This is a genomic window from Streptomyces sp. NPDC059371 (genome assembly GCF_042751995.1).
In the GTDB taxonomy this organism is placed as follows: domain Bacteria; phylum Actinomycetota; class Actinomycetes; order Streptomycetales; family Streptomycetaceae; genus Streptomyces.
This window is the reverse complement of sequence record NZ_JBHYXD010000012.1, coordinates 10,272-31,803: the sequence shown is the minus strand read 5'-3', so window position 1 is coordinate 31,803 and position 21,532 is coordinate 10,272. Positions and strand designations below refer to the sequence as shown.

Below are 21,532 nucleotides of genomic sequence, written 5' to 3'. Positions count from 1 at the left end.
CTGGCAGACCCGGCCGACGCGCATACCAGCGGTGACGATCCTGTGACAGTGGGTTACCAGGACCGCACGCGCGTGCGGGCGTGGGCGGCGACGGGAGACTCGGCGGCACCCGCGATGAGCGGCGAGCCGGCGCCGGCCCTTCAGCCCGGGTACGGGATCGAGCCCAGCGGCGGGCAGGGACCGAGCAGGGTGCCGGCGCCTGGGCGTTCGACGAAAGCCCGGGCCGCGGCGGCTTGGCGTCGCTGGGATTCCAGCTCGTCGGCTCGCCAGCCATCACGCCTGGCGCGCGCGTAGTCCCAGGAGTCGTCGATGACACTGAGGCTGACGTTCCCGGTGCTGCGCTGCATGTCCGATTTCGTGGCGGCCTGCTGGAGCGCGGTCTGGGCCGCGGCGAGATCGATGCGGGTGATCAGGACGCCGACGCTGTTCGGTGTGCGGGTCGGCATCGGCGCCTGGGGCAACAGCGCCACCCCGGTGTCACGGCGACTGATGTTGTCGATGCTCGCTCTCCTGGCGTCCCGTGACATGACGTGCATCTCCAGATGCAGCCAGAGGAGTTCGTCGAGGTCGGCCTGCGTGACGCGCATCCGCTGATACAGGGCGCGGAAGCGGGGATCAGCGTGCAGCGGATGCAGGGCGGCCATGTGGAGTGCCACGCAGTCGTTGAATCCGGCTGTCACCGCTACGTCGAGGTGGGACAGTGCCTGCTCGATCTGTTCGCGCGCGACGGCCAGCCCGGCGAGGCCCGCGTGGCCGGCGGCGACCAACCAGGTGCCGTCGGTGCCGAGCGCTCTGGCGCGCGCGACGACGTCGTGGAATCCCGCGGTGACGTCGACCCGCTGGGGGACGCCGAGGAACGTACGCGCCGGCGAGGACAGCACGCTCTGCCCTGGTACCACCGCGGCGGCGGCGTTGGCCACGTTCGCCACCAGCAGTTCATGAACACGGGCGGCCAGTGAGTTGACCGTGTCGGGCATCTACTTCCTCGGATCTCGGGGGTGAACAACGAAAGGGGGTCTTGGGCCGGCGACAGCCCCGGACGGGCGCCCAACGCGCCTTCCCCGAAAGTCTTTCCAGGGGGTGAACCGAGGAAGATCAAAACGGCAGAAGTGAGGATTTCGCCTGCTGCCCGGTGATAAGCCGCCGAGCGCCGCGAGATCAAACAGTTCGCCTCCCAGCGACCGCGCCGGCGAGACTGGGCGGATGACAGCCGGCGCACCCACAGGGCATGTCGACACTCCACTGATCGTCACCGAGCTCGCGGCGGGGCGGCCGGCACGAGTCGTTTGGCAGAACGAGCTCGGCGGGCTGACGTTCCAAGTCGGCCTGGGCGATACACGGCAGTTCGTGAAGTGGACACCGGCCGGCAGCGGAATCGACCTCGCGGCCGAGGCGACACGACTGCGATGGGCGGCGCGGTTCACCGTGGTGCCGCGGGTGCTCGGTGAGGGCGCCGACGCCTCTGGGTCCTGGATCATCACCCAGGGCCTGCCCGGGTGGATGGCGGTGGACGATCGCTGGAAGCACGACCCCGGCACCGCCGTACGCGCGATCGGCTCCGGGCTCCGGGCTCTCCATGACACCCTGCCCGTCGCGGACTGCCCGTTCGACTGGTCCGCCGACAGGCGACTGGAGCGTGCGCGGTCGCGAGCGGCGGCGGGCCGGACGCACCCGGCGGACTGGCATCAAGACACGCAGAGGTTCGGCACGGTCGAGCGCGCACTCGGCGCCCTCGCCGACATTCCGCCCATCGACCGCCTCGTGGTGTGCCACGGGGATGCCTGCGCTCCCAACACCCTTGTCGCTGCCGACGGCACGTGCGGCGGCCACGTCGACCTCGGCGCGCTCGGCCTCGCGGACCGCTGGGCCGACCTCGCGGTTGCCACACGGAGTACGCAGTGGAACTACGGTCCGGGATGGGAAGAGCCGCTGCTCGATGCCTACGGGGTCGAGCCGGACCGGGAACGGATCATGTACTACCGGCTGTTGTGGGAGCTGTCGGACTGAGCCGGTGGTTCAACAGGGACAACGGCCTCGGGGGGCCATCACCCCTTGGAAGTCACGTCACTTGGTGAACCGGGGGTAGCGGATAGGGCGCAGGCGACGGCGGCGAGGCGAGGAAGAGTTCGGCCCGGCCACAACAACATGCCTTTGGGGCGACTGGCGTAACTACGACTTCGGAGCCGGCCTGGAAAATCCGTTCCCGGAAAGGCCAAGGCCTGAAACGGCCACATGCTCCTCTCCGCTGCCTACGATGCGGGCATGCCATCGTCTGGGAACGCTCCGGAAAGCCGTCGCGGGGCAATGAGGTTGACCGGCCTGGTGCCTGCACGAACGGACGGGATCATCAGAGCACTGTCGTGCTGGTGGGCGTCCGCGCCTCTCCTCCTGTTCGCTCCGGCGATCGCGCACGCGATGGGGTTGCCGGACGCGCGACGAGACACCGGCTGGGTGTTCGGCCTGGTGGCGCTGTTCACTGCCGTGCTCGCGCCGGCAGCGGGATTGGTGGTGGCTCAGGTCAGGGACCGGCGAAAGGCGCGCGGGCGATTCTTGACGATGGCCACGGTGTCCAGTGTGCTGATTCTCGCCTTCTTGATCTTCGGAGTGCTGCTCCCCGAGTGCCCGGACGGCTACCACTGCTGAGGGCTGCCCCGTAGCGGCTGGTCACGGACGGGGTGATCCTGGCCCCACGCCCACACACCGGCCGGGCCGAACCCGGTCAGCACACGTCGTGTTGGAAGACGTTCTCCGGGCAATGCGTGACCCGGTCTCCGCCCACGTCCGCGACCCGCAGAACAATGGCGAAGGAGAGCGCCAGGGCGCTGAGCAGGGCCAGGACCCTGACACTGCGGGGAACCCGGCTCCACGGGCCCGGCCGGGACGAGCGGCCCTTCCGCCACGAACGGCGCTCCCAAACCGTCAGCCGCGGCGCATCGGGCGACCCGATGGCCGATGCACGAGACCGCCATCCGAATGCCCGACCGCACGAGTGCGCGATCGGGGTCTGGTTCTCGCGACCTGGCTCGTCCACCACTTCTTCACGACAGACCTTGCAGATGTACGAAGCCATGCGCCCCCCTGATGTCCGGCACACGGTACCCAAGGGCCCATGCCTGGGCCAGTTCTGCTTCATCCGCCGCGCCATGCCCCGCAGGTCCAGATGTCGCCAGGCACCAGCCACAACGGGGCCTCCAGTACTCCAGCCGTAGATCGCGATCTCGCCTACTGGCCTCCTGGACACTTCAGTTGACGTTCCCGCACTCTGTCGCGGTCAGGTGCCAAGCGAGGTCGGCAAGGCGAACCTGGACCGTCCAAGCCCCGTGATCGCTCCACCAAGCACGGCTAGAGCAGACGCAGAACGCCGACCACCTTGCCGAGGATGCGGGCGCCGTCGCCGGGGATCGGGGCGAAGGACGCGTTGCGTGGCATCAGCCAGACCTGGCCGTCCTGTCGGTGCAGGACCTTGACGGTGGCCTCGTCCTCCAGCAGGGCGGCGACGATGTCGCCGTGTTCGGCGCTGTCCTGCTTGCGGACGGTCACGATGTCGCCGTCGCAGATCGCCGCGTCGATCATGCTGTCGCCGGACACGGTCAAGGCGAACAGCTCGCCCTCGCCGACCACCTGGCGGGGCAGGAAGTAGACGTCCTCGACCATCTCCTCGGCGAGCAGTGGCGCGCCGGCGGCGATCCGTCCGACGAGCGGCACCTCGGCCGGCTCCGAGCTCCGGGTGGCGAGGTCGGGTGCCCAGGAGGGACGTACGCGGTAGGCGCGGGGACGGTGGGGGTCGCGGTAGAGGACTCCCTTGTTCTCCAGGGCGCCCAGTTGGTGGGAGACCGAGCTGGTGCTGGAGAGCTCCACGGCCTGGCCGATCTCCCGCATCGACGGCGGGTAGCCCTGCCGGGCGACGGCCTCGGTGATGTACCGGACGATGGCCGCCTGGCGGGCGGTCAGCTCACCTTCGACGGCTTGTACGCCCGGGGGTCGTCCCCGGCGTACTGGCGCACTGTTCTCCATCCCCGGGCCCTCCGTGTCAAGATCCTCGCGGAACCTGACTTTAACCCGCCATCCAGTGCATACGGAACGCCGGGAGGGGAATTCCGAGCCGCCATGACGCGAAACAGGCTCGGCCCCGGGTCGGTGGGCACTCACCAGTGCGGTGTCGGCACGCTCGGCGAGTCGTCGTCGCCCTCGCGCACCGGGCGCGGAGGCTGGTCGAGGATCTCGCGGGCCGTGACTCCTTCGCCACCGCCGCGGCGCTGCCGCCCCCGCACCCGTTGGCCGAGCACGGTGAAGCGTTCGAAGAGCAGGGTGAATGCGCCTTTGGCCGGTTTCACAGTGATTCCTTCCAGGTGGGTCTGGGAAACTCCATCGCACATCTGAACAATGGACACGGTTGCGGGCTGTTGAGGTCTTCTGGCTGATGAGGGGGTTGGGTGGGCGGCATCGGTGAGGACGGCACGGTTCCGGACCTTCGTACGACGGCTGGGTGGCCGTCGCACGAGACGGAGTTGTCCGAGGACGCCGTCCGGGTGTTCCGGTGGGTGAGCGACCAGGGGTCGTGCGACGCCGGGACGCTGGGCGCGAAGCTCGGGCTGCCGGAGAGCCGGGCGGCCTCGGCGGTGGCGACCCTGACCGAGCTTCTGCTGCTGCGCCATCTGCCCGGGAACCCCGACCAGTTCGTGGCGGTGGCGCCGGACGCGGCCCTGGCCGCGCTGGTCGCGCCCAGGGAGGCGGGGTTGCGCCGGCAACTCGCCGAGATCGATCGGCTGCGGGCAGAGCTTTCCCTCCTGGCGCCGTTCTATGCGGAAGGCCGGCGGCAGTGGCAGGGGCGGGCGCCGCTGACGGAGGTCACGGACCTGAAGACCGTCGTGGGAATGATCACCGAGGCGACCATGCGGTGCCGGAAGGAGGTCCGCACCTGTCACCCCGGCGGCGGCCGCTCCCCCGCGCTCCTGGAGCAGGCGTTCATCCAGGACCGCGACATGCTGCGCCGGGGCATACGCATGCGCACGCTGTACCAGCACACGGCCCGCTACCACCTGCCCACGCAGGAATACGCGCGGCGCATGACCGACGAGGGCGCCGAGATCAGGACACTGAGCGAACTGTTCGGCCGGATGGTCGCCTTCGACGGGGAGACCGTGTTCATCCCGCACCAGGACGACCTGGACGCGGCGATCGTCATCCAGGAGCCGTCCACGGTCTCGTATCTCTGCGCGACCTTCGATCACGCCTGGTCGCTGGCCGAGCCCTATCACCCCGCCTGGACGGAGAGTTCGGCGCGGGACGAGGTGAAGCAGGCCATCGTGCGGCTGCTGGCCGAAGGCATGAAGGACGAGATGGTGGCGCGACGGCTGGGGATGTCGCTGCGCACCTGCCGCAAGCACATCGCCGAGATCATGGAGCAGTTGGGCGCGGCCAGCCGCTTCCAGGCCGGGTACCTGGCCCGCGTGCAGTCCTCCGGTCCGGCCTCGGCGACCACGGGCGGAGCCTGAGCGGCCTGCCGGGGCACGCCTCGGGCGGCTGGGGCCCTGACAACTCGGCAGCGCGTACGGGCTCAGGGCGTGTCCGCAAAGTCTCGCCCGCCCGGCGACGCCTGGCACGCCCTAGCACCGCTCTCCCGACGCGGCCGCCTGTTCTCGCGCGAACAGCAGCGTCAGCCAGGGCAGTTCGTAGCGCACCTCCTCCGGGGCCGCCGTCAGATGCGCGGTCACCTCGGGCAGGGAGGGCGGGGGCAGGACGCCGACGTCGATCAGTTCCTCCAGGGAGCGTTGTGCGGCCCGCCCGTTCGTGCCCAGCACGCGGGCGGCGGCGGGGAGGGCGAAGGACGCGTCCGGCAGTGCGGCCAGCGCGCGGAGGGAATCGCGGGCGGGGGCGGGCAGCCGGGCCCAGGCCCCGGCGAGCCGGGCGCGGACCCCGAGACCCCCGGACGCGAGTTCGTCCAAGGCCTCCTGAGGATTTTCGAGGCGGTCCGCGTACTGACCGAGCGGCATGTGGCGCAGCACGGACAGGCGGTTTCCGGCCGCTCGCAGGGCGAACGGGAGGAATCCCGCGGCGGCGACGATACGTACGGCCGCGCTGTGCTCGGCGGTCAGCCGGGTCCGCCCGATGATCGCCCCGAGCAGGTCCAGGCCGTCCTCGGGGGCCAGCGGCGGGAGTTCGACCCGGTGCGCGGACTCCAGACAGGGCAGCCGTTCGCGGGAGGTGACCAGTGCGGCGGCGGTGCCCGACGGCGGCAGCAGCGGGCCGAGGGCGGTGGCGTCGGGCGCGTCGTCCAGGAGGAGCAGGATGCGGCGTCCGGACAGCCAGGAACGCCAGACGGTGGCGGCCTCCTCCCGGTCGGCGGGCAGCCGCTCGGTGCATCCGAGGGAGCGGGCCAGCTCCGTCAGCACCGACGCCCAAGGGCGCGTCGAGCCGTCCTCGGCGCACAGCCGGGTGGCGACCACGCCGTCCGGGTAGTGCGCGGCGAGGCGGTGCGCGACGTGTACGGCGAACGCGGTCTTGCCGACGCCGACCGCGCCGGTGATCAGGACCGGGGGCCCGCCCTCGGTTTCCAACCGGGCTCGGACAGCGTCCAGTTCCCACGTGCGCCCGGTGAAGTCGGCGAGGTCCGGCGGGAGGAGCAGCCGTGATCCGGTGGTGTCGCCGCGCGGCCGGGGCGGGGCCATGTCGTCCAGGAGGGAGCGGTAGGCGCGTTGGAGTGCCGCGCCGGGTTCCAGGCCCAGTTCCCGGGACAGCCGCTGACGGCAGTCGTCGTAGGCGGCCAGCGCCTCGGTTCTGCGGCCGACGTGGTGCAGCGCGGTGAGCTGGGCGGCGCGCAGCCGTTCGCGCAGCGGGTGGCGGCTCACCATCTCGTCCACGGTGTCCGCGACGGGGCCCGGGTCGCCGATCTCGAGCTGTGCTTCCGCCCAGGCCTCGTAGACGGCCAGTAGCCGGGCGTGCTGCCGTTCGACGGCGGCGCGCAGCACGTCGGCACGGGGGGCCAGGTCGCTGAAGGGGGCGTGCCGCCACAGGTCGAGCGCCTGGCGGTACGTACGGGCCGCGTGGCTCGGGGCGCCCGCGCGTGCCTCCGTGTCGCCGCGCCGGGCGAGTTCGTCGAAGCGGAGGGTGTCGCATTCCTCCGCGGTGAGGTGCAGTACGTATCCGCCGGGACCGTGGCTCAGCCGGCCGAGGTCGTCGGGGTCGAGCACCCGGCGCAGGGTCGACACGTACGCCTGGAGGTTCTTGCGGGCCGTGCGGGGCGGGTCGTCCGGCCAGACGGCGTCGGTCAGTTCCTCCACCGACACCGGGGCGTTGGGGCGGGTGAGCAGGACCGCCAGGACGAGGCGCTGCTTCAGGGGTCCGAGCGCCAGCGGCAGACCGCCGCGGGAGGCCCGCAGGGGACCGAGGAGGGTGAGCCGTAACAGGGCGGAGGTGGCGGATTCCCTGCCATTGCCGACGGCGGTCTCCCCACTGCTGTCAGTGGCGGTCTCCCCGCCGATGTCCCCGGCGGGCTCTCGCGGAATTCCGGGATCCGACGCCACGCCGCGGCTTTCCGTGAGGACATCAGCCATGTCGGCCCCTCAGCCCCTTCCCCAGCCGGTGTCGGGGTCGTCGGAGTTCTGACAGAGGAAAGGAATTCTGTGCACGAAAGCCTCCGAGGAGCCGCAGGGGGTGAGGGAATCCGTGAGGAGCCTTGAACCTTCGGGAATTCGATCGAATTCCTTCGGCCTTCACAGGATGCGCACGGGCCGGTTCCGGGGCCATGGACTCGAGGATGGCTCAAGGTGCATGCAGCAACGCACCCGCCGGGATGGAAGGCGAATAGGAGCACAAAAGGTGGTAAATCCATCGGCCCTGGCCAGGACCGTCCGTGCCACCGGTCGGGGCCGCCCCGCGTACCGGCGCCGAACCGCCCGCGAACCGCGACCGAACCGGTGCCACGCACGCTGGGGCCGCACGTCCAGGTGGCCTACGGAGGTGACGAGATGCGGCTGGCGGAGATCATCGAGCTACGTCCGGTACCGGCGGCCGGGCTCCTCGCCACCCTCACCAGGCGCTGCCCGCTGAGCTGCGCGCATTGCTCCACCTCGTCGGGGCCGCGCGGCGAGGACACGCCGGCGGAGGCGCTACGTCGCTTCGTCGGCGGTTTCACTCCCGCCGACCGCCCGGAAGTCCTCATGCTCACGGGCGGCGAGCCCCTGTTGCGGCCCGCGCTCGTGGCGGACCTCGCGGGGCTCGCCGCGACGGCCGGAACGCGGACGTCGGTCCTGAGCGGCATGTTCTTCGCCGCCGACGGCCGGGTGCCCGCGCGCATCCTGAGCGCCCTGCGGCACGTCGCCCACTTCTCGGCGAGCATCGACGTGTTCCATGAACGTGAAGTTCCGCGCGCCGCCGTCTTTCGCGCGATGCACCGCATCAGAGAAAGCGGAATCGCCGTGAGTTTCCACGTGGCGGGCACCACGGCGGACGACGACTATCTCGCTGACATCACCGCGTCCATTCGTACGGAATTTGACGACCAGGCGGCCGTTCTCGTGAATCACATACGACCCGTGGGGCGAGCGGCGGGCTGGGCGGCCGCGCGAACCGTGCCGCTCCGGATTGATGAGGCCCCGAGTCCGCTTCGAGGCGCCGAGTCCGAGAGTCCCTCCGCGGTGCCGCCCGCTCCGTGCGCGATGGCGGCCTGGCCGACGGTGGCCTTCGACGGCACCGTCGCGGCCTGCTGCAACCAGCGTGTGGTGGACGGCCGCCCCGTACCGGAGCACCTGCGCCTGGGGCACATCGCGCAGGACGACTGGGCCGCGATACGGCGCCGGTGCGTGGAGTCGCCGGTGCTGCGCACCATCCGTACCGCCGGAGTCGGATCATGTACGGACTGCCGGAGCCTGGCCCGACGCCCGGCGGCTCTCGACGCGGCCGAACGGTCCGGTTCGCGCCCCGCGGCCGGCGCGATGGACATGCTCGGCGCGCGACTCCAGCACGACGCCGGGGCCGCCTCGCTGCTGCGACGGTACGGAAGCGACCGGTACGCACCGCTCGTGCTGCTCGGTGGTCCGGAGGACGGGGAGGCCGCCACGTGAGCGCATCCGCCGTCGCGAGCCTGCGGCTCGAACTGTCCCTCGTACAGCCGGTGTTGTGGGCCGCTTCCGCCCGCATGTGGCATTCCGACCCGGGGCTCCCCGGCCGCTACCGCCGCTACCTGCGCGCCATGCATCAGGTGATCCGCGCCTCCGTTCCGTTGATGGAGCGGGCCGCCGCCCGCTGCGAGGCGCTGCCCCGGGACCCGGTGGCGCGGCCGCTCGGACCGTACCTGCGGGCGCACGCCGAGGAGGAACGAGGGCACGACGACTGGCTGCTCGCCGACGCGGCGGCGACCGGGGCGCCGCCCGACGAGCTGACCGGCAGCGTGCCGCCGCCACAGGTGGCCGCCCTGGTCGGGGCTCAGTACTACTGGCTCGAGCACAGCCATCCGGTGGCCCTGCTCGGCTACATCGCGGTCCTGGAGGGCAACGCGCCCGCGCCCGCCCTGGCCGGCCGGCTGGCGCGCGAGACCGGACTGCCGGACGCCGCCTTCGAGACCGTACGCCTCCACGCGGACCTCGACGACGGGCACAGCGCCGACCTGGACCGGCTGTTGCAGCGGCTGCCCCTGGACACCGCACAGCGTTCCCTCGTCGCGGTCAGCGCGCTGCACACGGTCGCCTCCCTAGCCGAGCTGTTCGACCGCATCACCGCGGCACCAACCGAATGGGAGAGCACCGATGACTGACTCCGCACCCGATCACGAGCGTCTCCGCGCGCTGGAGGACGCCGGGTTCCCGCTGCACAGCCTCTCCCCCGAGCAGCGAGAGGTGCTCCAGGACCTCAGCGCGCAGGAGTTGACCCTGCTGCTGGACCTGAAACAGCGGCTGGACGCGGCCGAGCCGGAGGTGCAGGCGCACAGCGAGATCGCCGGCGGAGCGCTGTTCTGATGACCGCGGCGATGACCGGCGGTACGCGCATGAAGTGCCCGCAGTGCCCCGAACCCCCGCCGGACGGCGCGGCGTTCTGCCCCCGATGCGGAACCGCGTGCGTGGCCGCGGGCGACGCCGCCACCGCCGAGGAGCGCCGGCTGGTGACCGTGCTCTTCTGCGACCTCGTCGGGTCGACGGCCCTGTCCGGGCGGCTCGACCCGGAGACGCTGCGCACGGTCACCCTCCGGTATTTCGCGCTGATGCGGGCGCGGATCGAGGAACACGGCGGCACGGTGGAGAAGTTCATCGGCGACGCCGTGATGGCCGTGTTCGGTGTTCCCGTGCGCCACGAGGACGACGCCCACCGGGCGCTCGCCGCCGCACGGGGCATGGTCACCGGCCTCGACGGGCTCAACGCCGAGTTGGAGCGGGAACACGGCGTGCGGCTGGCCGTCCGCATCGGCGTGAACACCGGCGAGGTGGTGGTCAGCGTCGATCCCGCGGCCCGGCAGGCTCTGGTGTCCGGCGAGGTCGTCAACATCGCGGCCCGGCTCGAACAGCACGCCGACGCGGGGGACATCCTCATCGGTCCGGCCACGTTGCACGCCGCCGGTCCCACGGCGGTCACCGAGTCGGCGGGATCGCTGTCCCTCAAGGGAGTCGGGGCTCCCTTCCCGGCCCACCGCCTGGTCGCCCTGCACGAGGACGACCCGGAACGGGTACGGCGGTTCGACACCCCCTTCATCGGACGCGAGCAGGAGCTGGCCGAACTCCGGCTTCTGTCCCGCAAGTTGGAGACGGACCCCCGTTCGTACCTGGTGACCGTCTACGGCGAGGCGGGCCTCGGCAAGACGCGCCTGCTGCGCGAGTGGCTGCGGGACTCCCCGGCGTACGGTGAGGGCCGGTGCCGCCCCTACGGCGAGACCGGCTCGCTGTCGCCGCTCGCGGAAGCCGTACGTCAGGTCCTCGCGACCGTGGGCGAGGACGCGGCCCTCGCCCAACTCCCCACCGCCGAACGGACGGAGGCGGAACAGGCCCTGCGTCTGCTGCGGACCGGCCTCCTCGCGGACGGCACACCCAGTCCCTCGGCCGACGACACCCTCATGGCCCTGGCCTGCCTCCTCGACGCGCTGTCCCGTGAACGGCCCGTGGTGCTGGTCCTCGACGACTGCCACTGGGCGTCCGAACCACTGCTCGACATGGCGGACCGGTTGCTGGACGAGCTCGACCGCTCCCCCGTGGCCCTGGTGTGCGTCGCGCGTCCGGAACTGCTGGAGACCCGTCCCGGCTGGGGCAGCGGGCGCATGCGGTCCGCGTCACTGATGCTCACGCCCCTCACCCGGGACGAGGCCGCCGCTCTGGCAGGCGAGCTCGTCGAGGTGGCGGCCCACCGGCAGGGCGTACTGGAGGGCGCGCTCGACCGCGCCGAGGGCAATCCGCTGTACCTGGAACATCTGACGGCCATGGCCGCCGAGTGCGACGACCTGCCGCTGACCGTGCACGCCCTGCTCGGCGCCCGCATCGACGCACTGCCGCCCGAGGAACGGGCTCTGTTGCAGGTGGCCGCCGTCCTGGGCCGGGAGTTCCAGCGCGCCGACCTGACCGAACTGGCCACCGTCGAGGAACCCGCGGGCCCGACGGAGTCCCCCGGCGGTCTGCTGCGCGGCCTCGTACGACGACGGCTCATCGAGTCCGGCGGCCGTTCCCGGTCCGCCGGCTCCCTCCTGCGGTTCGGCAGCGCTCTGGTGCAGGAGACGGCGTACCGCGGGATGGCCAAGAAGGTGCGGGCCCGGCGGCACGAGGGCGCCGCCCGGGTCCTCGTCCGCCACGACGCGGGGGACGCCGCTGTCGGCTCCCATCTGGCCCGCGCCCACCGTCTGCTCACCGAACTGGGCATCAACGACGACGACACCGACACGTTGCGTACTCGCGCCGCCGGTCTGCTCACCCGGGCCGGAGCCGCCGCCCTGGCACGCTCCGACCTCCCGTGGGCCGACGACCTGCTCGCTCAGGCGCTGGCCCTGGCGACCCCCGGCGAGCCCGTCGCCCGCGAGGCCGCCCGCCGGCTCGGCGAGACGAAGGTCGCCCGGGGCGAGCCGGAACTTGGCCGGGAACTGCTGGCGGACGCACTCGACACGGCGGACCTGGCCGGTGATCCGCTCGGCGCCGCCCATGCCCGGCTCGCCCTCACCGCGCTCGACCCCCGGCACGGGTCCGCGGCCGAGGTCGCCGAGGCCGCGCTCCCGCTGTTCACCCGGGCGGGCGACGACCAGGGCATCGCCCGTGCCTGTGTCCGTCTCGCCCAGGACCGTCAGCGGCGCGGACTGCACGCCGAGGCCGAGGAACTGCTCCACCGGGCCCTGGACCACGCCGACCGGGCCGACGCCGAACCCGAACGCGCGCTGGCGCTCGGCGCGGTCGCCATCTCCCTGTGGCGCGGCCCCACCCCGGTCGCGCGTGCCGTGGCACGCTGCGAGGAACTGCTGACCGCCCACGGCGCCGGCCGGCCGACCGTCCGCGCCACACTCGGCTGCCCGCTCGCCGTGCTCCTGGCCCTGCAGGGCCGCCCCGAGGAGGCACACGAGCGGCTGACCGAGGCGGCGCGCCTGGCCCGCGGCCTCGGCTACGCGGAGAGCGCGCTGTTCATCCCGCTGTTCACCGCGGAGGTCGAGGCGCTGACCGGTACACCGGCGCGGGGTCTGAGCCTCCTTGAGGAGGCGGCACGCGCCGGCCGCGAACTGGGCGCCACGGGCGCCCTGCCCGGCATCGCCCGGGAGCGGGCGCGCATCCTCCTGGACCAGGGAGAACCGGCGGAGGCGGAGACCCTGCCGGACCCCGAACCGTCCGGCCTGCCTCCTGCGGAGTCCGCCGACGCGTACGGACTGCGAGCCCGCGCCCTGGCACTCGCCGGGGACCCGGACCTCGCGCGCGCCTGCGCGGACCGGGCCGTCGCCGCCGCCGGTGAGACGGACTCCCCGCTCGTACGGGGCACCGCCGCCCTCGACCGGGCGCACACTCTGCGCGCGCTCGGACAGACCGCGGACGCGGCACGGGAGGCACGCACAGCGCGGGAGCACTTCGCCGCCAAGGGACACCGGCCGGGCACGGACCGCGCGTCCGCGCTCGCCGACGAGATGACGGTCACGGTCCGGGGCGCGGAACGCCCGGCCGGACGGGAAGGCAGGACCGGATGACCACAGGAACGGCGGCAGGGCTCACCTGGAGTCTGCGTGACCGCTCCCCAGAAGACCTCACGATGCTCGCCGACACGGTGCCGGATCTGCCCGCCGATCCCTCGGCGTGGTCGGACGGCGCCGGGGTGCGGGTGTGCGTGGTCGACACCGGGGTCGAGTGCGGCCACCCCTCGGTCGGCACCGTCCAGGGCTCCTACGAGGTGGCGCCCACCCCCGACGGAGGCCTGCACGTCGTCGACAGCGGCCGGTTGCCCGACGGCGCCGGTGACGGCTGCGGGCACGGAACGGCCTGCGCCGGCATCGTCCGACGCGTGGCGCCGGAATGCGAGCTGTACAGCGTGCGGGTGCTGGGCGAGGGCTTCACCGGCACGGGAGAGGCCCTCCTCACCGGGTTGCGGTGGGCCGTCGACCAGGGCTTCGACGTGGTCAACCTCAGTCTGTCCACGACCCGTCCGAAGTTCCTCGAAACGCTACGGGCCCTGGCCGACCAGGCGTTCTTCACCGGGACCACACTCGTGGCCTCCGCCCACAACACACCTGTGGAGAGCTTCCCTTGGAGGTTCTCGTCCGTCATCTCGGTCGGCACACACCGCGAGGACGACTCCGGTCTCTTCCTCTACAACCCCGCGCCACCCGTCGAGTTCTTCGCCCCCGGCCAGAACGTGCAGGTGGCCTGGACGGGCGGCAAGACCATCCGCACCACGGGCAACAGTTTCGCCACCCCCTTCATCAGCGGGATGTGCGCCCGCCTGCTCGGCACCCGCCCGAAGCTGACACCTTTTCAGATCAAACACGCGCTCTACCTCTCCGCCGCGAACGTGCGCATCGGCGAACCAGGAACCCGAGGTGAATGATGACCCAGTCTCCCGGCCTCGTCCCCGCCACCGGCGTGGACCCCGCGACGCGCGTCGGCAGCGCGGAGCACGATCTGCTGCAGTCCGTCGTCGACACCGCGCGGGCCATCTTCGGTGCCGCGGCCAGTTCCGTCCTGCTGCACGACCAGGAGACCGACGAACTGGTCTTCCAGGCCGTGGCGGGGGAGGGAGAGGAGTCCCTCGTGGGCTCGCGGTTCCCTGCGGGCCGGGGCCTGGCGGGCTGGGTGCTCGTCTCGGGTGAACCCATGATCGCGGACGACCTCCGGGAACAGAGCATGTTCGCCAAGGACGTCGCGAAGTCGACCGGCTACGTGCCCGACGCTCTCATGGCGGCACCGCTCGCCCATCGCGACCGGGTGCTCGGCGTGCTCGAAGTACTCGACCCCGCCGAGCAGTCCCGGTCCAGCCTCTCCGAACTCGACCTGCTCGCACTCTTCGCCCGTCAGGCCGCGGCGGCTCTCGCGGTCATCGCCGACCGGCGCCACGAGGAGGCACCGTCGGCGGTCCGCGCGCGGGGCCTGGAACTGGTGGCCGCGCTACGGGACGTACTCCTCGAAGGAGTGCCACCACAGACGTCGCAGGAGGGGTGAGGCGGGGCGGGGGCTGCCGTACCTTTCGAGGCGGTAGCCCCGTCGCCCCGCCCCGCCATCGCGCTGAGACGGGCGAGGTCCGCGCAGGCGAAAGTGGTTTGCGGGCTTGGACGGCGCGTGGGTAGCGTCGCCGGCTGTGACCCCGACTCTGCGCACCGAGCGGCTTCTCCTGGAGCCGTACGTCCCCGAGGACGAAGACGACTTCGTCGCTCTCTTCCAGGACACCGGAGTGTCGCGGTGGATGGGCGACGGCCCGTCTTCCGAATCAGCGGACCGGGCCCTGTTCGGACGGATCTTCACGAAGGTCTATGCCCAGGACCTGTTCGACGTCTGGGCTGTCCGCCGCGACGGACTCCTGGTCGGCCATGCCGAGATCAAGCCGACCGACGTCGTCGGAGGCTACGAGATCATCTACGCTCTGGCGCCGGTGGCGTGGGGGTCCGGCCTGGGGACGGAGCTGGCCGAGGCGGTCGTCGCCCATGGCTTCGACGCTCTCGGACTGGCCAAGGTGTATGCCACCGTGGCCGCGCCGAACGAAGCCTCACTGACTCTGCTGCGCAGGATCGGCTTCGAGCATCTCCGGGACATCGAGGAGGATGACGGCAGCACCACGCGCGTGCTGGCCCGCAGTCGGTCAGCCCGCGGCTGATTCCACGGCGTCCGCGGCGCGGGACTCGCTCTTGCCGTCGGCGAGTGAGGCGCCGATCTCCTCAGCGCGTGCCCTGAGTTGGGGGTCGTGGGCTGTCTCCTCGATCGCGGCGTTCAGGACCGTGGCGGGTGTTCCGGGCTCCGGGAGCCTGCGGGCGACGCCGGCGCGCAGGCAGGCGGCGGCCAGGACCTGCTGCTCCGAGCCGTTGGGGGCGACCAGCAGGGGCTTGCCGTGAAGGAGGGCGGCGAGTACGGGGGCGGAGGTCGCGTTCGTCAGGACGAGGTCGGACCGTTCCACCAGCGGGCCCATCCAGGGGCGGTGGCCGACGATGAGGTCGGCGTCAGCGGCGGCTTCGGAGGCACCCGAGCGTCCCAGTTCCACGACGGCCCGATAAGTGCCCCCGGAGAACGCCGCGTTGAGCCGCGGCCACAGGGAGGAGCCGCCGAACGTACGGCCGAGGTGGACGTAGGCCAGAGGCTTGGAGTCCGGCAGCGGTTCGGCGGACGGGGGCTCCGGCTCCCACCAGCAGGGGCCGACATGTCGTACGGCCGGGGGGAGTTCGGCGTCGTCCGGCTCCAGGGCGGGGTGGCCGCGCAGCAGGAAGGTGGTGCCGAGCAGCGGGGTGTCGGGGTGGCGGTCGTGCCGTGGAGCGAGGCCGGCGGCTGCTCGTACCGCTTGGTGGTGCTTCAGGGTCTCCGTCAGCCGCCACGTGCGGTCGTGCCTGTCCGCCGGGCCGGCGCCTCCGGACCGGTAGGGCCACAGGTGTGCGGCGAATCCGAGCACGACCACCGGCAGGCCTTCGGCCTCGGCGGCCACGAGCGCGCCGTGGTTGAGCACGGAGGTGAGCAGAACGTCGGGCCGCAGCCGCCGGACCGCCCGTGCCACCTCGGTGTACTGCTCGGGGCCGCGTACCGTCCAGTGGGCCACGGACAGGGTCGTGTCGTCGGTGGCGACGGACAGGTCGAGGCCTGCCTCGGTCACCACCGGCACGGCTCGCGGCCCGGCGAGGACGTGCACCGTGTGGGAGCGGCGGCGCAGTTCGCGGCCCACCGCGAGGGCGGGGTACAGGTAGCCCGGGTCGCCGAGCGGGCACAGGAGCACATTCATGTCATCCGTCTCCCGGCAGTTGAAGGCCCAGGTGGTGGGCGAAGAAGGCCATGACGTCGGCGTAGAGGCGGGCGCTGCGCGAGGAGGCGCGGGCGCCGTGTCCGACGCCGCGCTCGGTACGCAGCACGACGGGCGCGTGACCGGTGCCCGCCCATTGCAGGGCGGCGCACATCTTGCGGGCGTGTGCGGGGTCGACGCGTGTGTCGCCGTCGAAGACGGCGAGCAGCACGGCCGGGTAGGGCGCGCCCTCGCGTACCTGGTGGTAGGGCGAGTACGAGAGGAGGTGCGCGAACTGAGCGGGGTCCGCGGCGCTTCCGTACTCGTCGCGCCAGCTCGCCCCCATGCCCGACAGCTCGTAGCGCACCATGTCGAGGAGGGGCGCCGCGCACACGACGGCGCCGTAGGTCTCCGGTCGGCGGGTCAGCGCCGCGGCTGCCAGCAGGCCGCCGTTGGAGCTGCCGAGGACGCCGAGCCGGCCGGGCGCGGCCCATCGGTTTCGGAGCAGGTGGTCCGCCGCCGCGTCGAAGTCGTCGAACGTGTTGGACTTGTGCTCGCGGCGTCCCGCGCGGTGCCACTCCTCGCCCTCCTCTCCCCCACCGCGCACGCAGGCCACCGCGTACACTCCGCCCGCGCGCACCCAGGGCATGGCCTGGGGGGTGAATCCGGGGGTCATGGAGGCGCCGAAGCCGCCGTAGCCGGTGAGGACGGCGGGGCGGGGTATGTCGGGGTGGCCCGTGGGGGACATGACGAACATGCGCACCTCGGTGCCGTCGCTGGAGTGCACGACCTCGTGGGTGACGTGTACGCCCTCGACGGGGGCCGCTTCCGGTGAGCTGCCGGGCCAGGGGCTCAGGTGCCCGGCGACGGCGTCGTAGTGGAGGACGAGGGTGGGTGTGGTGTGGTCGGTGTAGGCGAACCACAGCTCATGACCGGGTTCTTGACGTGCAGTCAGTGATGTGATCGTTCCGCGTCCCGGCAGGGGTACGGCTCCGGTTCGGACGCCGGTCCGGGCGTCGTGCAGCGTCAACTCGCCGACCGCGTGCCGGGTTCGTACGACTGCCAGGAGCGGGCGGTCCAGTGCCGGGCCGTCGAGGATCGCGAAGTCCTGGAGTACGGTGCCGGGTTGCTCGGCCACCAGGGTGCGCCAGTGGCGCGGATCAGAGTGGCGCGGATTCGCGGCGTCGCGCGGGACCGCGGCGATCCGGCCGCGCGGGGCGCCGGCCGTGGTCCTCAGCAGCAGCGGTCCCGCACCCGGTCTGGGACGGACGGCGGTGTGGCCGTCGGTGGCGTGCTGAAGGCGGCGCAGGTCGGGCCGGGCGGGTCCGGTCCTGGTCAGGTCGGCGGTCCACAGGTCGGTGTGCGGGGAGGTGCCTTCGCTGGCGCCGACGACCAGGAGTCGGCCGTCGGGGGCGGTCGAGACGGTGTAGTACTGGGTGTCCGACCGTCCGGCCCCGAAGATCTCCACGTCCTCGTCGGCCGGTGTGCCGAGCTGGTGCAGATACACGCGGCGGCAAGGTCCGGCCCCGGCGGCCTTGTGCCCGGAAGGCAGTCGGCGTACGTAGTAGAAGGCCCGGCCGCCCGGCAGCCAGGCCACGGGAGAACGGCGGACCCGGTCCACGGGCCCGTCGACCGTCTCGCCCGTCGCCGCGTCGAGCACACGCAGCACCGAGTGTTCCGTGCCGCCCGAGGAGAGCTGGACGGCCACGAGGTCGCCTTCCCAGGACGGTTCCCAGGCGTCGACCACCGTAGTTCCGGACGGATCGGCGTCCAGCGGGTCCAGCAGGATCCGCGTCCGGTCGGCCTCGCGGACGGCCAGTGCGGCGAGTTCGCGCCCGGGCTCTCTGCGCGTGTGGAACTCGCGCTCGCCGCGCGCCACCGGCGGACGGCTCCCGCCTGCGGCGAGCAGGGCGGTCATCCGCGCGAACAACGCCTCGCGGGCCGGCCAGCGGGCCTCCTCCTCGGCGTAGAGCAGGTCCTGAGCAACGCACCACTCGGCGGTGGCGGGATCCCGCGGATCCTCCAGCCAGCGATAGGGGTCGGCCACCGGCTGTCCGTGGAGGATCTCCACCGGTCCGCTGCGTGGGGCCGGTGGGTAGGTGTACGGGGCGGGCGCCGGCCTGGCGTCGCGGGGCGGGGACTGGGTCATCGCGGCGCTCCAGGGGGACGGATCACGTCGGTCGCGTGTGGGCGGGGCGCGCGGCTCAGGCGCCGCCGGGGCCCGGGCGTTGTGCGGGGGACGCCGGTGACGGATCCTGTGGCTCGGAGTCTCCGGGAGGGTTCGGTTCGCCGTGTGCTTCGACCACCGGCCGGTCGGCAGGGCTGGATTCCGGCTCGCCGTGCGCTTCGGCCGCCGGCCGGTCGGCACCCCCGGAGGTCGGCTCGCCATGCGCCTCGACCGCCGGCCGCTCGGCACCCCCGGACGTCGGCTCGCCGTGCGCCTCGACCGCCGGCCGGTCGGCGTGGCCCGCGCCTGCGAGGGCCGGAGAATCCGGAAGGGAGGAGGGGGATGGGGCGTCCTCGAACTCGGGCACGTCCAGGAGACCGGCGGGACCGGCGGTGGCCTTCGTGTCGTCCGCCACGGCGTCGAGCCCAGTCTTGCTCCGCTCGCGCGCAACACCGTCGAGGCCGGTCTTCTTCGCGTCGCCCGCCACGGCGTCGAGGCTCGTCTCGCGCAGCAGAGGCACCGACGACACCACCGTGACGACCGCGGCGGTGCCGGCGAGCGCCAGCCAGGTGTGGCTCGCCCCCAGCGAGTCCACGAAGGAGCCCGCGAGAAGCGGTCCGAGGGAGGCGAGACCGGCCATCACCAGTCCGGTCGCGGTACTGACCCTGCCGAGCATGTCCCGCGGTGCGAGCACCAGCATGGCGCGGCCCACGACGATGCCGGCCGGTGGGCTGAAGAAGACGACCACGACCAGCACGGGGCCGATCGTCCAGGGGTGCGTGGTCGTGGAGAAGACGGCGAGGCCGATCGCCCAGACCATGCCGATGAGCAGAAACAGCCGGGCGGCGGGGATCTTCTTGATCAGCCGTGGGGCCGCGGCGGCGCCCAGCATGGCCCCGATGCCCGCGCAGCCCATCACCGCTCCGATCGCCGTCCCGCCGGCGCCGCTCTGCCGCAGGGAGACGACCATGGTCGTCTGGGCCGCCGCCGAGACGACGTTGATGCCCGCGGCGAACAACAGCGCGGCCAGGAGCGTCCGTTGGTGCGTCAGCCACCGGAGCCCGGCCGTGAGCCGGTTGTCGCGGTCGGTGGCGGCGACCTGGCGAGGGGGTTTGGTGGCGATCCGCAGCAGGAGGACGGCGGACACACCATAGGAAAGGGCGTCGGCGGCGAACGGCAGCATGGGGTCCATCGTGTACAGCCAGCCGCCGAGGAACGGGCCGAGGAGCGAGCTCGTCGCGATGGCGGCCTGGCTGCGGCTCAGCGCGTCGGTGAGGTCCTTCTCCGGGACCACGTCGCGGACGGCGATCGTGGCGGCCGGCGCGAAGAGCGCGGTGGCCGCGCCCTCGATCACGGCGACGCCGAGGAGGTGTGCCTGACTGAGGTCTCCCAGTGCCGACGCGAGGGGAATGCTGGCCAGCGCCACGAGCCGGATCAGGTCGGTCCCGACCATGATCATCCGCCGGTCGAGCCGGTCGGCGAGCTGGCCCGCGGGCAGGCGCAGCAGGGTCCGGGTCACCAGCGAGAAGGTCGCGACCGTACCGGCCTGTGCCGCGCTGCCGCCGATGGAGAGGACGAGCAACGGGAAGGCGAGCAGGGACAGTTGCGAGCCGAGGGTGGACAGCGTCGTGCTGAGCCAGTACCGGCGGAAGTCGGCGTTGGTCCGCAGGATGCCGGCGTTCTTCATCCCAGTCGCCCGACGGCGTGGAGGCTGTCCAGCACTCCGGCGTCGACCCGGTCCTGGAAGACGGCGCGGACGGCCGCCTCCTCGTCGTACTGGTAGTGGTCGTGGCAGCTCACCCAGCGGCCTTCGGTCTGCTCGGCGTCGAGGTAGCCGTCGGCGATGGTGCCGACCTCCATGCCGGGCTTCCCCGCGGTCTCCCAGCAACTGGCGAGCACACCGTCGGCGTTGACGACCGCGCCGTAGCGGCCGTCGGCGAAGGAGCAGGCCTGGCAGGGGACATGGGCGCGCGGACGGGCCACCGTGAAGCCGAGTTCCAGCGCGCGGGCGTGCCAGCGGACGAAGTCGTCGACGAGGCCGTTCTCGTGCATCAGGTTGTTGGCGTAGCCGACGCCGACGTCGCCGACGCGGGCGAAGTGGATGCCGCAGCGTGCGGGATCGAGGTGGGCGCCGAGCCGTTCGACCAGGTCGTCCACACCGTGGCGGTTCAGGTGGGAGACGTTGACGCGCAGCATCCAGCGCAGGGAGGTCTTCTCGATGGCGCGCGCGATGTTGGCCACGATGACGTCGAAGGTGCCGCCTCCGGAGCGGCGTACCCGGATGGCGTCGTGGTCGGCGCGGTCGCCGTCGAAGGTCACCTGTACGGAGCCGAGGCCCGCCGCGTTGAGTTCCTTGGCGATCAGTGGTGTGAGCAGGGTGCCGTTGGACGTCATCGACGCGGTGAGGGTGCCCAACTCCGCCGCCCTGGTGAGCAGATCGCGGCAGCCTCGCGGGTTGAGCAGCGGCTCGCCGCCGAAGAGCAGCAGCGACAGTCTGTCCATGCCGGCCGCGGCCATGCGCTCACGGGTGAAGTCAAGGACCTGTCCGACGGCTTCGGGGGTCAGCCGGGCGTGCTGGATGCGCGGCGGCCGGCTTCCTCCCTTCGGGTCCTGCGCGGTGTTCTGGAAGCAGTAGCCGCAGCCGAGGTTGCAGTCCGTGCTGGTGAGTACGGTCAGCGAGTACGAGTTGTAGGGCTTTACGTCGTACAGTCCCGCCTCGCGGAGATAGCGTTCGGCGGAGGGCCGCAGGGCGCCGTCGGCCTCCACCTGGCCGGGGCGCATCAGCGCGTATCCGCCGGCGCCCAGGAACCACCACCCCCTGCGGGCCTGGATCAGACGGGCCCCGGCGGCGGGGACGGCGACGGACTGCGTACCGGGCACGGCAACCTCCGGAGCGGGAGTGGGAGTTGGAGGGCGGGCGCGGGCCCGGTCGCGGTGGTCTCGTCGGTGGGCACGACGTTCTCGGACATGGTGGTCCGGCAGACGACGGGCGTGCGGGAGGACGGGCGGCAGCGGGGC

At 72.3% G+C, this 21,532-nt stretch carries 18 protein-coding genes; 10 read left to right on the top strand and 8 right to left on the bottom strand.

The window, feature by feature from the left end; genetic code table 11:
* Positions 1–140 precede the first annotated feature (140 nt).
* Complete coding sequence (locus ACFXGX_RS09880) at positions 141–977, bottom strand: hypothetical protein (protein ID WP_384787343.1); 837 nt, start codon at positions 975–977, stop codon at positions 141–143.
* Positions 978–1,203: 226 nt separating this feature from the next.
* On the opposite strand from ACFXGX_RS09880, the gene ACFXGX_RS09875 reads away from it, so the two are divergent.
* Positions 1,204–2,007 carry a phosphotransferase gene (locus ACFXGX_RS09875; protein ID WP_384787340.1) on the top strand — a complete coding sequence of 268 codons (804 nt, stop codon included), beginning with the start codon at positions 1,204–1,206 and terminating at the stop codon, positions 2,005–2,007.
* Between the two features lie 303 nt (positions 2,008–2,310).
* On the top strand, positions 2,311–2,643 hold the full coding sequence (locus ACFXGX_RS09870; RefSeq protein ID WP_384787337.1) for a hypothetical protein: 333 nt from the start codon (positions 2,311–2,313) through the stop codon (positions 2,641–2,643).
* 699 nt (positions 2,644–3,342) lie between these two features.
* On the opposite strand, the gene lexA is transcribed toward ACFXGX_RS09870, so the two are convergent.
* Positions 3,343–4,014, bottom strand: a complete 672-nt coding sequence (gene lexA, locus ACFXGX_RS09865; protein WP_384787334.1) for a transcriptional repressor LexA — start codon at positions 4,012–4,014, stop codon at positions 3,343–3,345.
* A 131-nt stretch (positions 4,015–4,145) separates the two neighbouring features.
* The gene (locus ACFXGX_RS09860) at positions 4,146–4,334 is read right to left on the bottom strand and encodes a hypothetical protein (protein ID WP_384787332.1); all 189 of its coding nucleotides are present in this window, start codon (positions 4,332–4,334) and stop codon (positions 4,146–4,148) included.
* A gap of 99 nt (positions 4,335–4,433) precedes the next feature.
* Between ACFXGX_RS09860 and ACFXGX_RS09855 the strand changes: the two genes are divergently transcribed.
* On the top strand, positions 4,434–5,495 hold the full coding sequence (locus ACFXGX_RS09855) for a LuxR C-terminal-related transcriptional regulator (RefSeq protein ID WP_384787329.1): 1,062 nt from the start codon (positions 4,434–4,436) through the stop codon (positions 5,493–5,495).
* Positions 5,496–5,606: 111 nt separating this feature from the next.
* Here the strand turns inward: ACFXGX_RS09855 and ACFXGX_RS09850 are convergent, their stop codons facing one another.
* Complete coding sequence (locus ACFXGX_RS09850) at positions 5,607–7,553, bottom strand: BTAD domain-containing putative transcriptional regulator (protein ID WP_384787326.1); 1,947 nt, start codon at positions 7,551–7,553, stop codon at positions 5,607–5,609.
* A gap of 414 nt (positions 7,554–7,967) precedes the next feature.
* Between ACFXGX_RS09850 and ACFXGX_RS09845 the strand changes: the two genes are divergently transcribed.
* The 7 genes from ACFXGX_RS09845 to ACFXGX_RS09815 all read left to right on the top strand — a co-directional run bounded on the left by ACFXGX_RS09845 (position 7,968) and on the right by ACFXGX_RS09815 (position 15,243).
* The gene (locus tag ACFXGX_RS09845) at positions 7,968–9,062 is read left to right on the top strand and encodes a radical SAM protein (RefSeq protein WP_384787580.1); all 1,095 of its coding nucleotides are present in this window, start codon (positions 7,968–7,970) and stop codon (positions 9,060–9,062) included.
* Complete coding sequence (locus ACFXGX_RS09840) at positions 9,059–9,751, top strand: iron-containing redox enzyme family protein (RefSeq protein ID WP_384787323.1); 693 nt, start codon at positions 9,059–9,061, stop codon at positions 9,749–9,751. The genes ACFXGX_RS09845 and ACFXGX_RS09840 overlap by 4 nt, the downstream gene beginning before the upstream one ends.
* The gene (locus ACFXGX_RS09835; RefSeq protein WP_369480547.1) at positions 9,744–9,953 is read left to right on the top strand and encodes an aroma-sacti cluster domain-containing protein; all 210 of its coding nucleotides are present in this window, start codon (positions 9,744–9,746) and stop codon (positions 9,951–9,953) included. Before ACFXGX_RS09840 ends, ACFXGX_RS09835 begins: the two co-directional genes overlap by 8 nt.
* A 29-nt stretch (positions 9,954–9,982) precedes the next feature.
* Positions 9,983–13,129, top strand: coding sequence for an AAA family ATPase (locus tag ACFXGX_RS09830; protein ID WP_384787577.1), 3,147 nt, complete (start codon positions 9,983–9,985; stop codon positions 13,127–13,129).
* Complete coding sequence (locus ACFXGX_RS09825) at positions 13,126–13,983, top strand: S8 family serine peptidase (protein WP_384787320.1); 858 nt, start codon at positions 13,126–13,128, stop codon at positions 13,981–13,983. Before ACFXGX_RS09830 ends, ACFXGX_RS09825 begins: the two co-directional genes overlap by 4 nt.
* Positions 13,983–14,594: a GAF domain-containing protein gene (locus tag ACFXGX_RS09820; protein WP_384787574.1), complete on the top strand. Its 612-nt coding sequence runs from the start codon at positions 13,983–13,985 to the stop codon at positions 14,592–14,594. The genes ACFXGX_RS09825 and ACFXGX_RS09820 overlap by 1 nt, the downstream gene beginning before the upstream one ends.
* 136 nt (positions 14,595–14,730) lie before the next feature.
* Complete coding sequence (locus tag ACFXGX_RS09815) at positions 14,731–15,243, top strand: GNAT family N-acetyltransferase (RefSeq protein WP_384787317.1); 513 nt, start codon at positions 14,731–14,733, stop codon at positions 15,241–15,243.
* Here ACFXGX_RS09815 and ACFXGX_RS09810 read toward each other — a convergent pair.
* Genes ACFXGX_RS09810 through ACFXGX_RS09795 form a run of 4 tightly spaced genes read right to left on the bottom strand, consistent with a single transcriptional unit; the run spans position 15,229 to position 21,394 of the window.
* Positions 15,229–16,350: a glycosyltransferase gene (locus ACFXGX_RS09810; RefSeq protein ID WP_384787314.1), complete on the bottom strand. Its 1,122-nt coding sequence runs from the start codon at positions 16,348–16,350 to the stop codon at positions 15,229–15,231. The genes ACFXGX_RS09815 and ACFXGX_RS09810 overlap by 15 nt on opposite strands.
* Position 16,351: 1 nt before the next feature.
* Positions 16,352–18,496, bottom strand: a complete 2,145-nt coding sequence (locus ACFXGX_RS09805) for a prolyl oligopeptidase family protein (protein ID WP_384787311.1) — start codon at positions 18,494–18,496, stop codon at positions 16,352–16,354.
* A 55-nt stretch (positions 18,497–18,551) separates the two neighbouring features.
* Positions 18,552–20,201 (bottom strand): MFS transporter, encoded by a 1,650-nt coding sequence (locus tag ACFXGX_RS09800; protein WP_384787307.1) that lies wholly within the window; start codon positions 20,199–20,201, stop codon positions 18,552–18,554.
* Positions 20,198–21,394: a radical SAM protein gene (locus tag ACFXGX_RS09795; RefSeq protein ID WP_384787304.1), complete on the bottom strand. Its 1,197-nt coding sequence runs from the start codon at positions 21,392–21,394 to the stop codon at positions 20,198–20,200. Before ACFXGX_RS09795 ends, ACFXGX_RS09800 begins: the two co-directional genes overlap by 4 nt.
* Positions 21,395–21,532: the final 138 nt, after the last annotated feature.

Excerpts from the sequence above, each read along its gene's own strand:
- ACFXGX_RS09880 (WP_384787343.1), bottom strand. The coding sequence starts at position 977 with ATGCCCGACACGGTCAACTCACTGGCCGCCCGTGTTCATGAACTGCTG.
- ACFXGX_RS09875 (WP_384787340.1), top strand. The coding sequence starts at position 1,204 with ATGACAGCCGGCGCACCCACAGGGCATGTCGACACTCCACTGATCGTC.
- lexA (WP_384787334.1), bottom strand. The coding sequence starts at position 4,014 with ATGGAGAACAGTGCGCCAGTACGCCGGGGACGACCCCCGGGCGTACAA.
- ACFXGX_RS09850 (WP_384787326.1), bottom strand. The coding sequence starts at position 7,553 with ATGGCTGATGTCCTCACGGAAAGCCGCGGCGTGGCGTCGGATCCCGGA.
- ACFXGX_RS09845 (WP_384787580.1), top strand. The coding sequence starts at position 7,968 with ATGCGGCTGGCGGAGATCATCGAGCTACGTCCGGTACCGGCGGCCGGG.
- ACFXGX_RS09835 (WP_369480547.1), top strand. The coding sequence starts at position 9,744 with ATGACTGACTCCGCACCCGATCACGAGCGTCTCCGCGCGCTGGAGGAC.
- ACFXGX_RS09830 (WP_384787577.1), top strand. The coding sequence starts at position 9,983 with ATGAAGTGCCCGCAGTGCCCCGAACCCCCGCCGGACGGCGCGGCGTTC.
- ACFXGX_RS09825 (WP_384787320.1), top strand. The coding sequence starts at position 13,126 with ATGACCACAGGAACGGCGGCAGGGCTCACCTGGAGTCTGCGTGACCGC.
- ACFXGX_RS09820 (WP_384787574.1), top strand. The coding sequence starts at position 13,983 with ATGACCCAGTCTCCCGGCCTCGTCCCCGCCACCGGCGTGGACCCCGCG.
- ACFXGX_RS09810 (WP_384787314.1), bottom strand. The coding sequence starts at position 16,350 with ATGAATGTGCTCCTGTGCCCGCTCGGCGACCCGGGCTACCTGTACCCC.
- ACFXGX_RS09805 (WP_384787311.1), bottom strand. The coding sequence starts at position 18,496 with ATGACCCAGTCCCCGCCCCGCGACGCCAGGCCGGCGCCCGCCCCGTAC.
- ACFXGX_RS09800 (WP_384787307.1), bottom strand. The coding sequence starts at position 20,201 with ATGAAGAACGCCGGCATCCTGCGGACCAACGCCGACTTCCGCCGGTAC.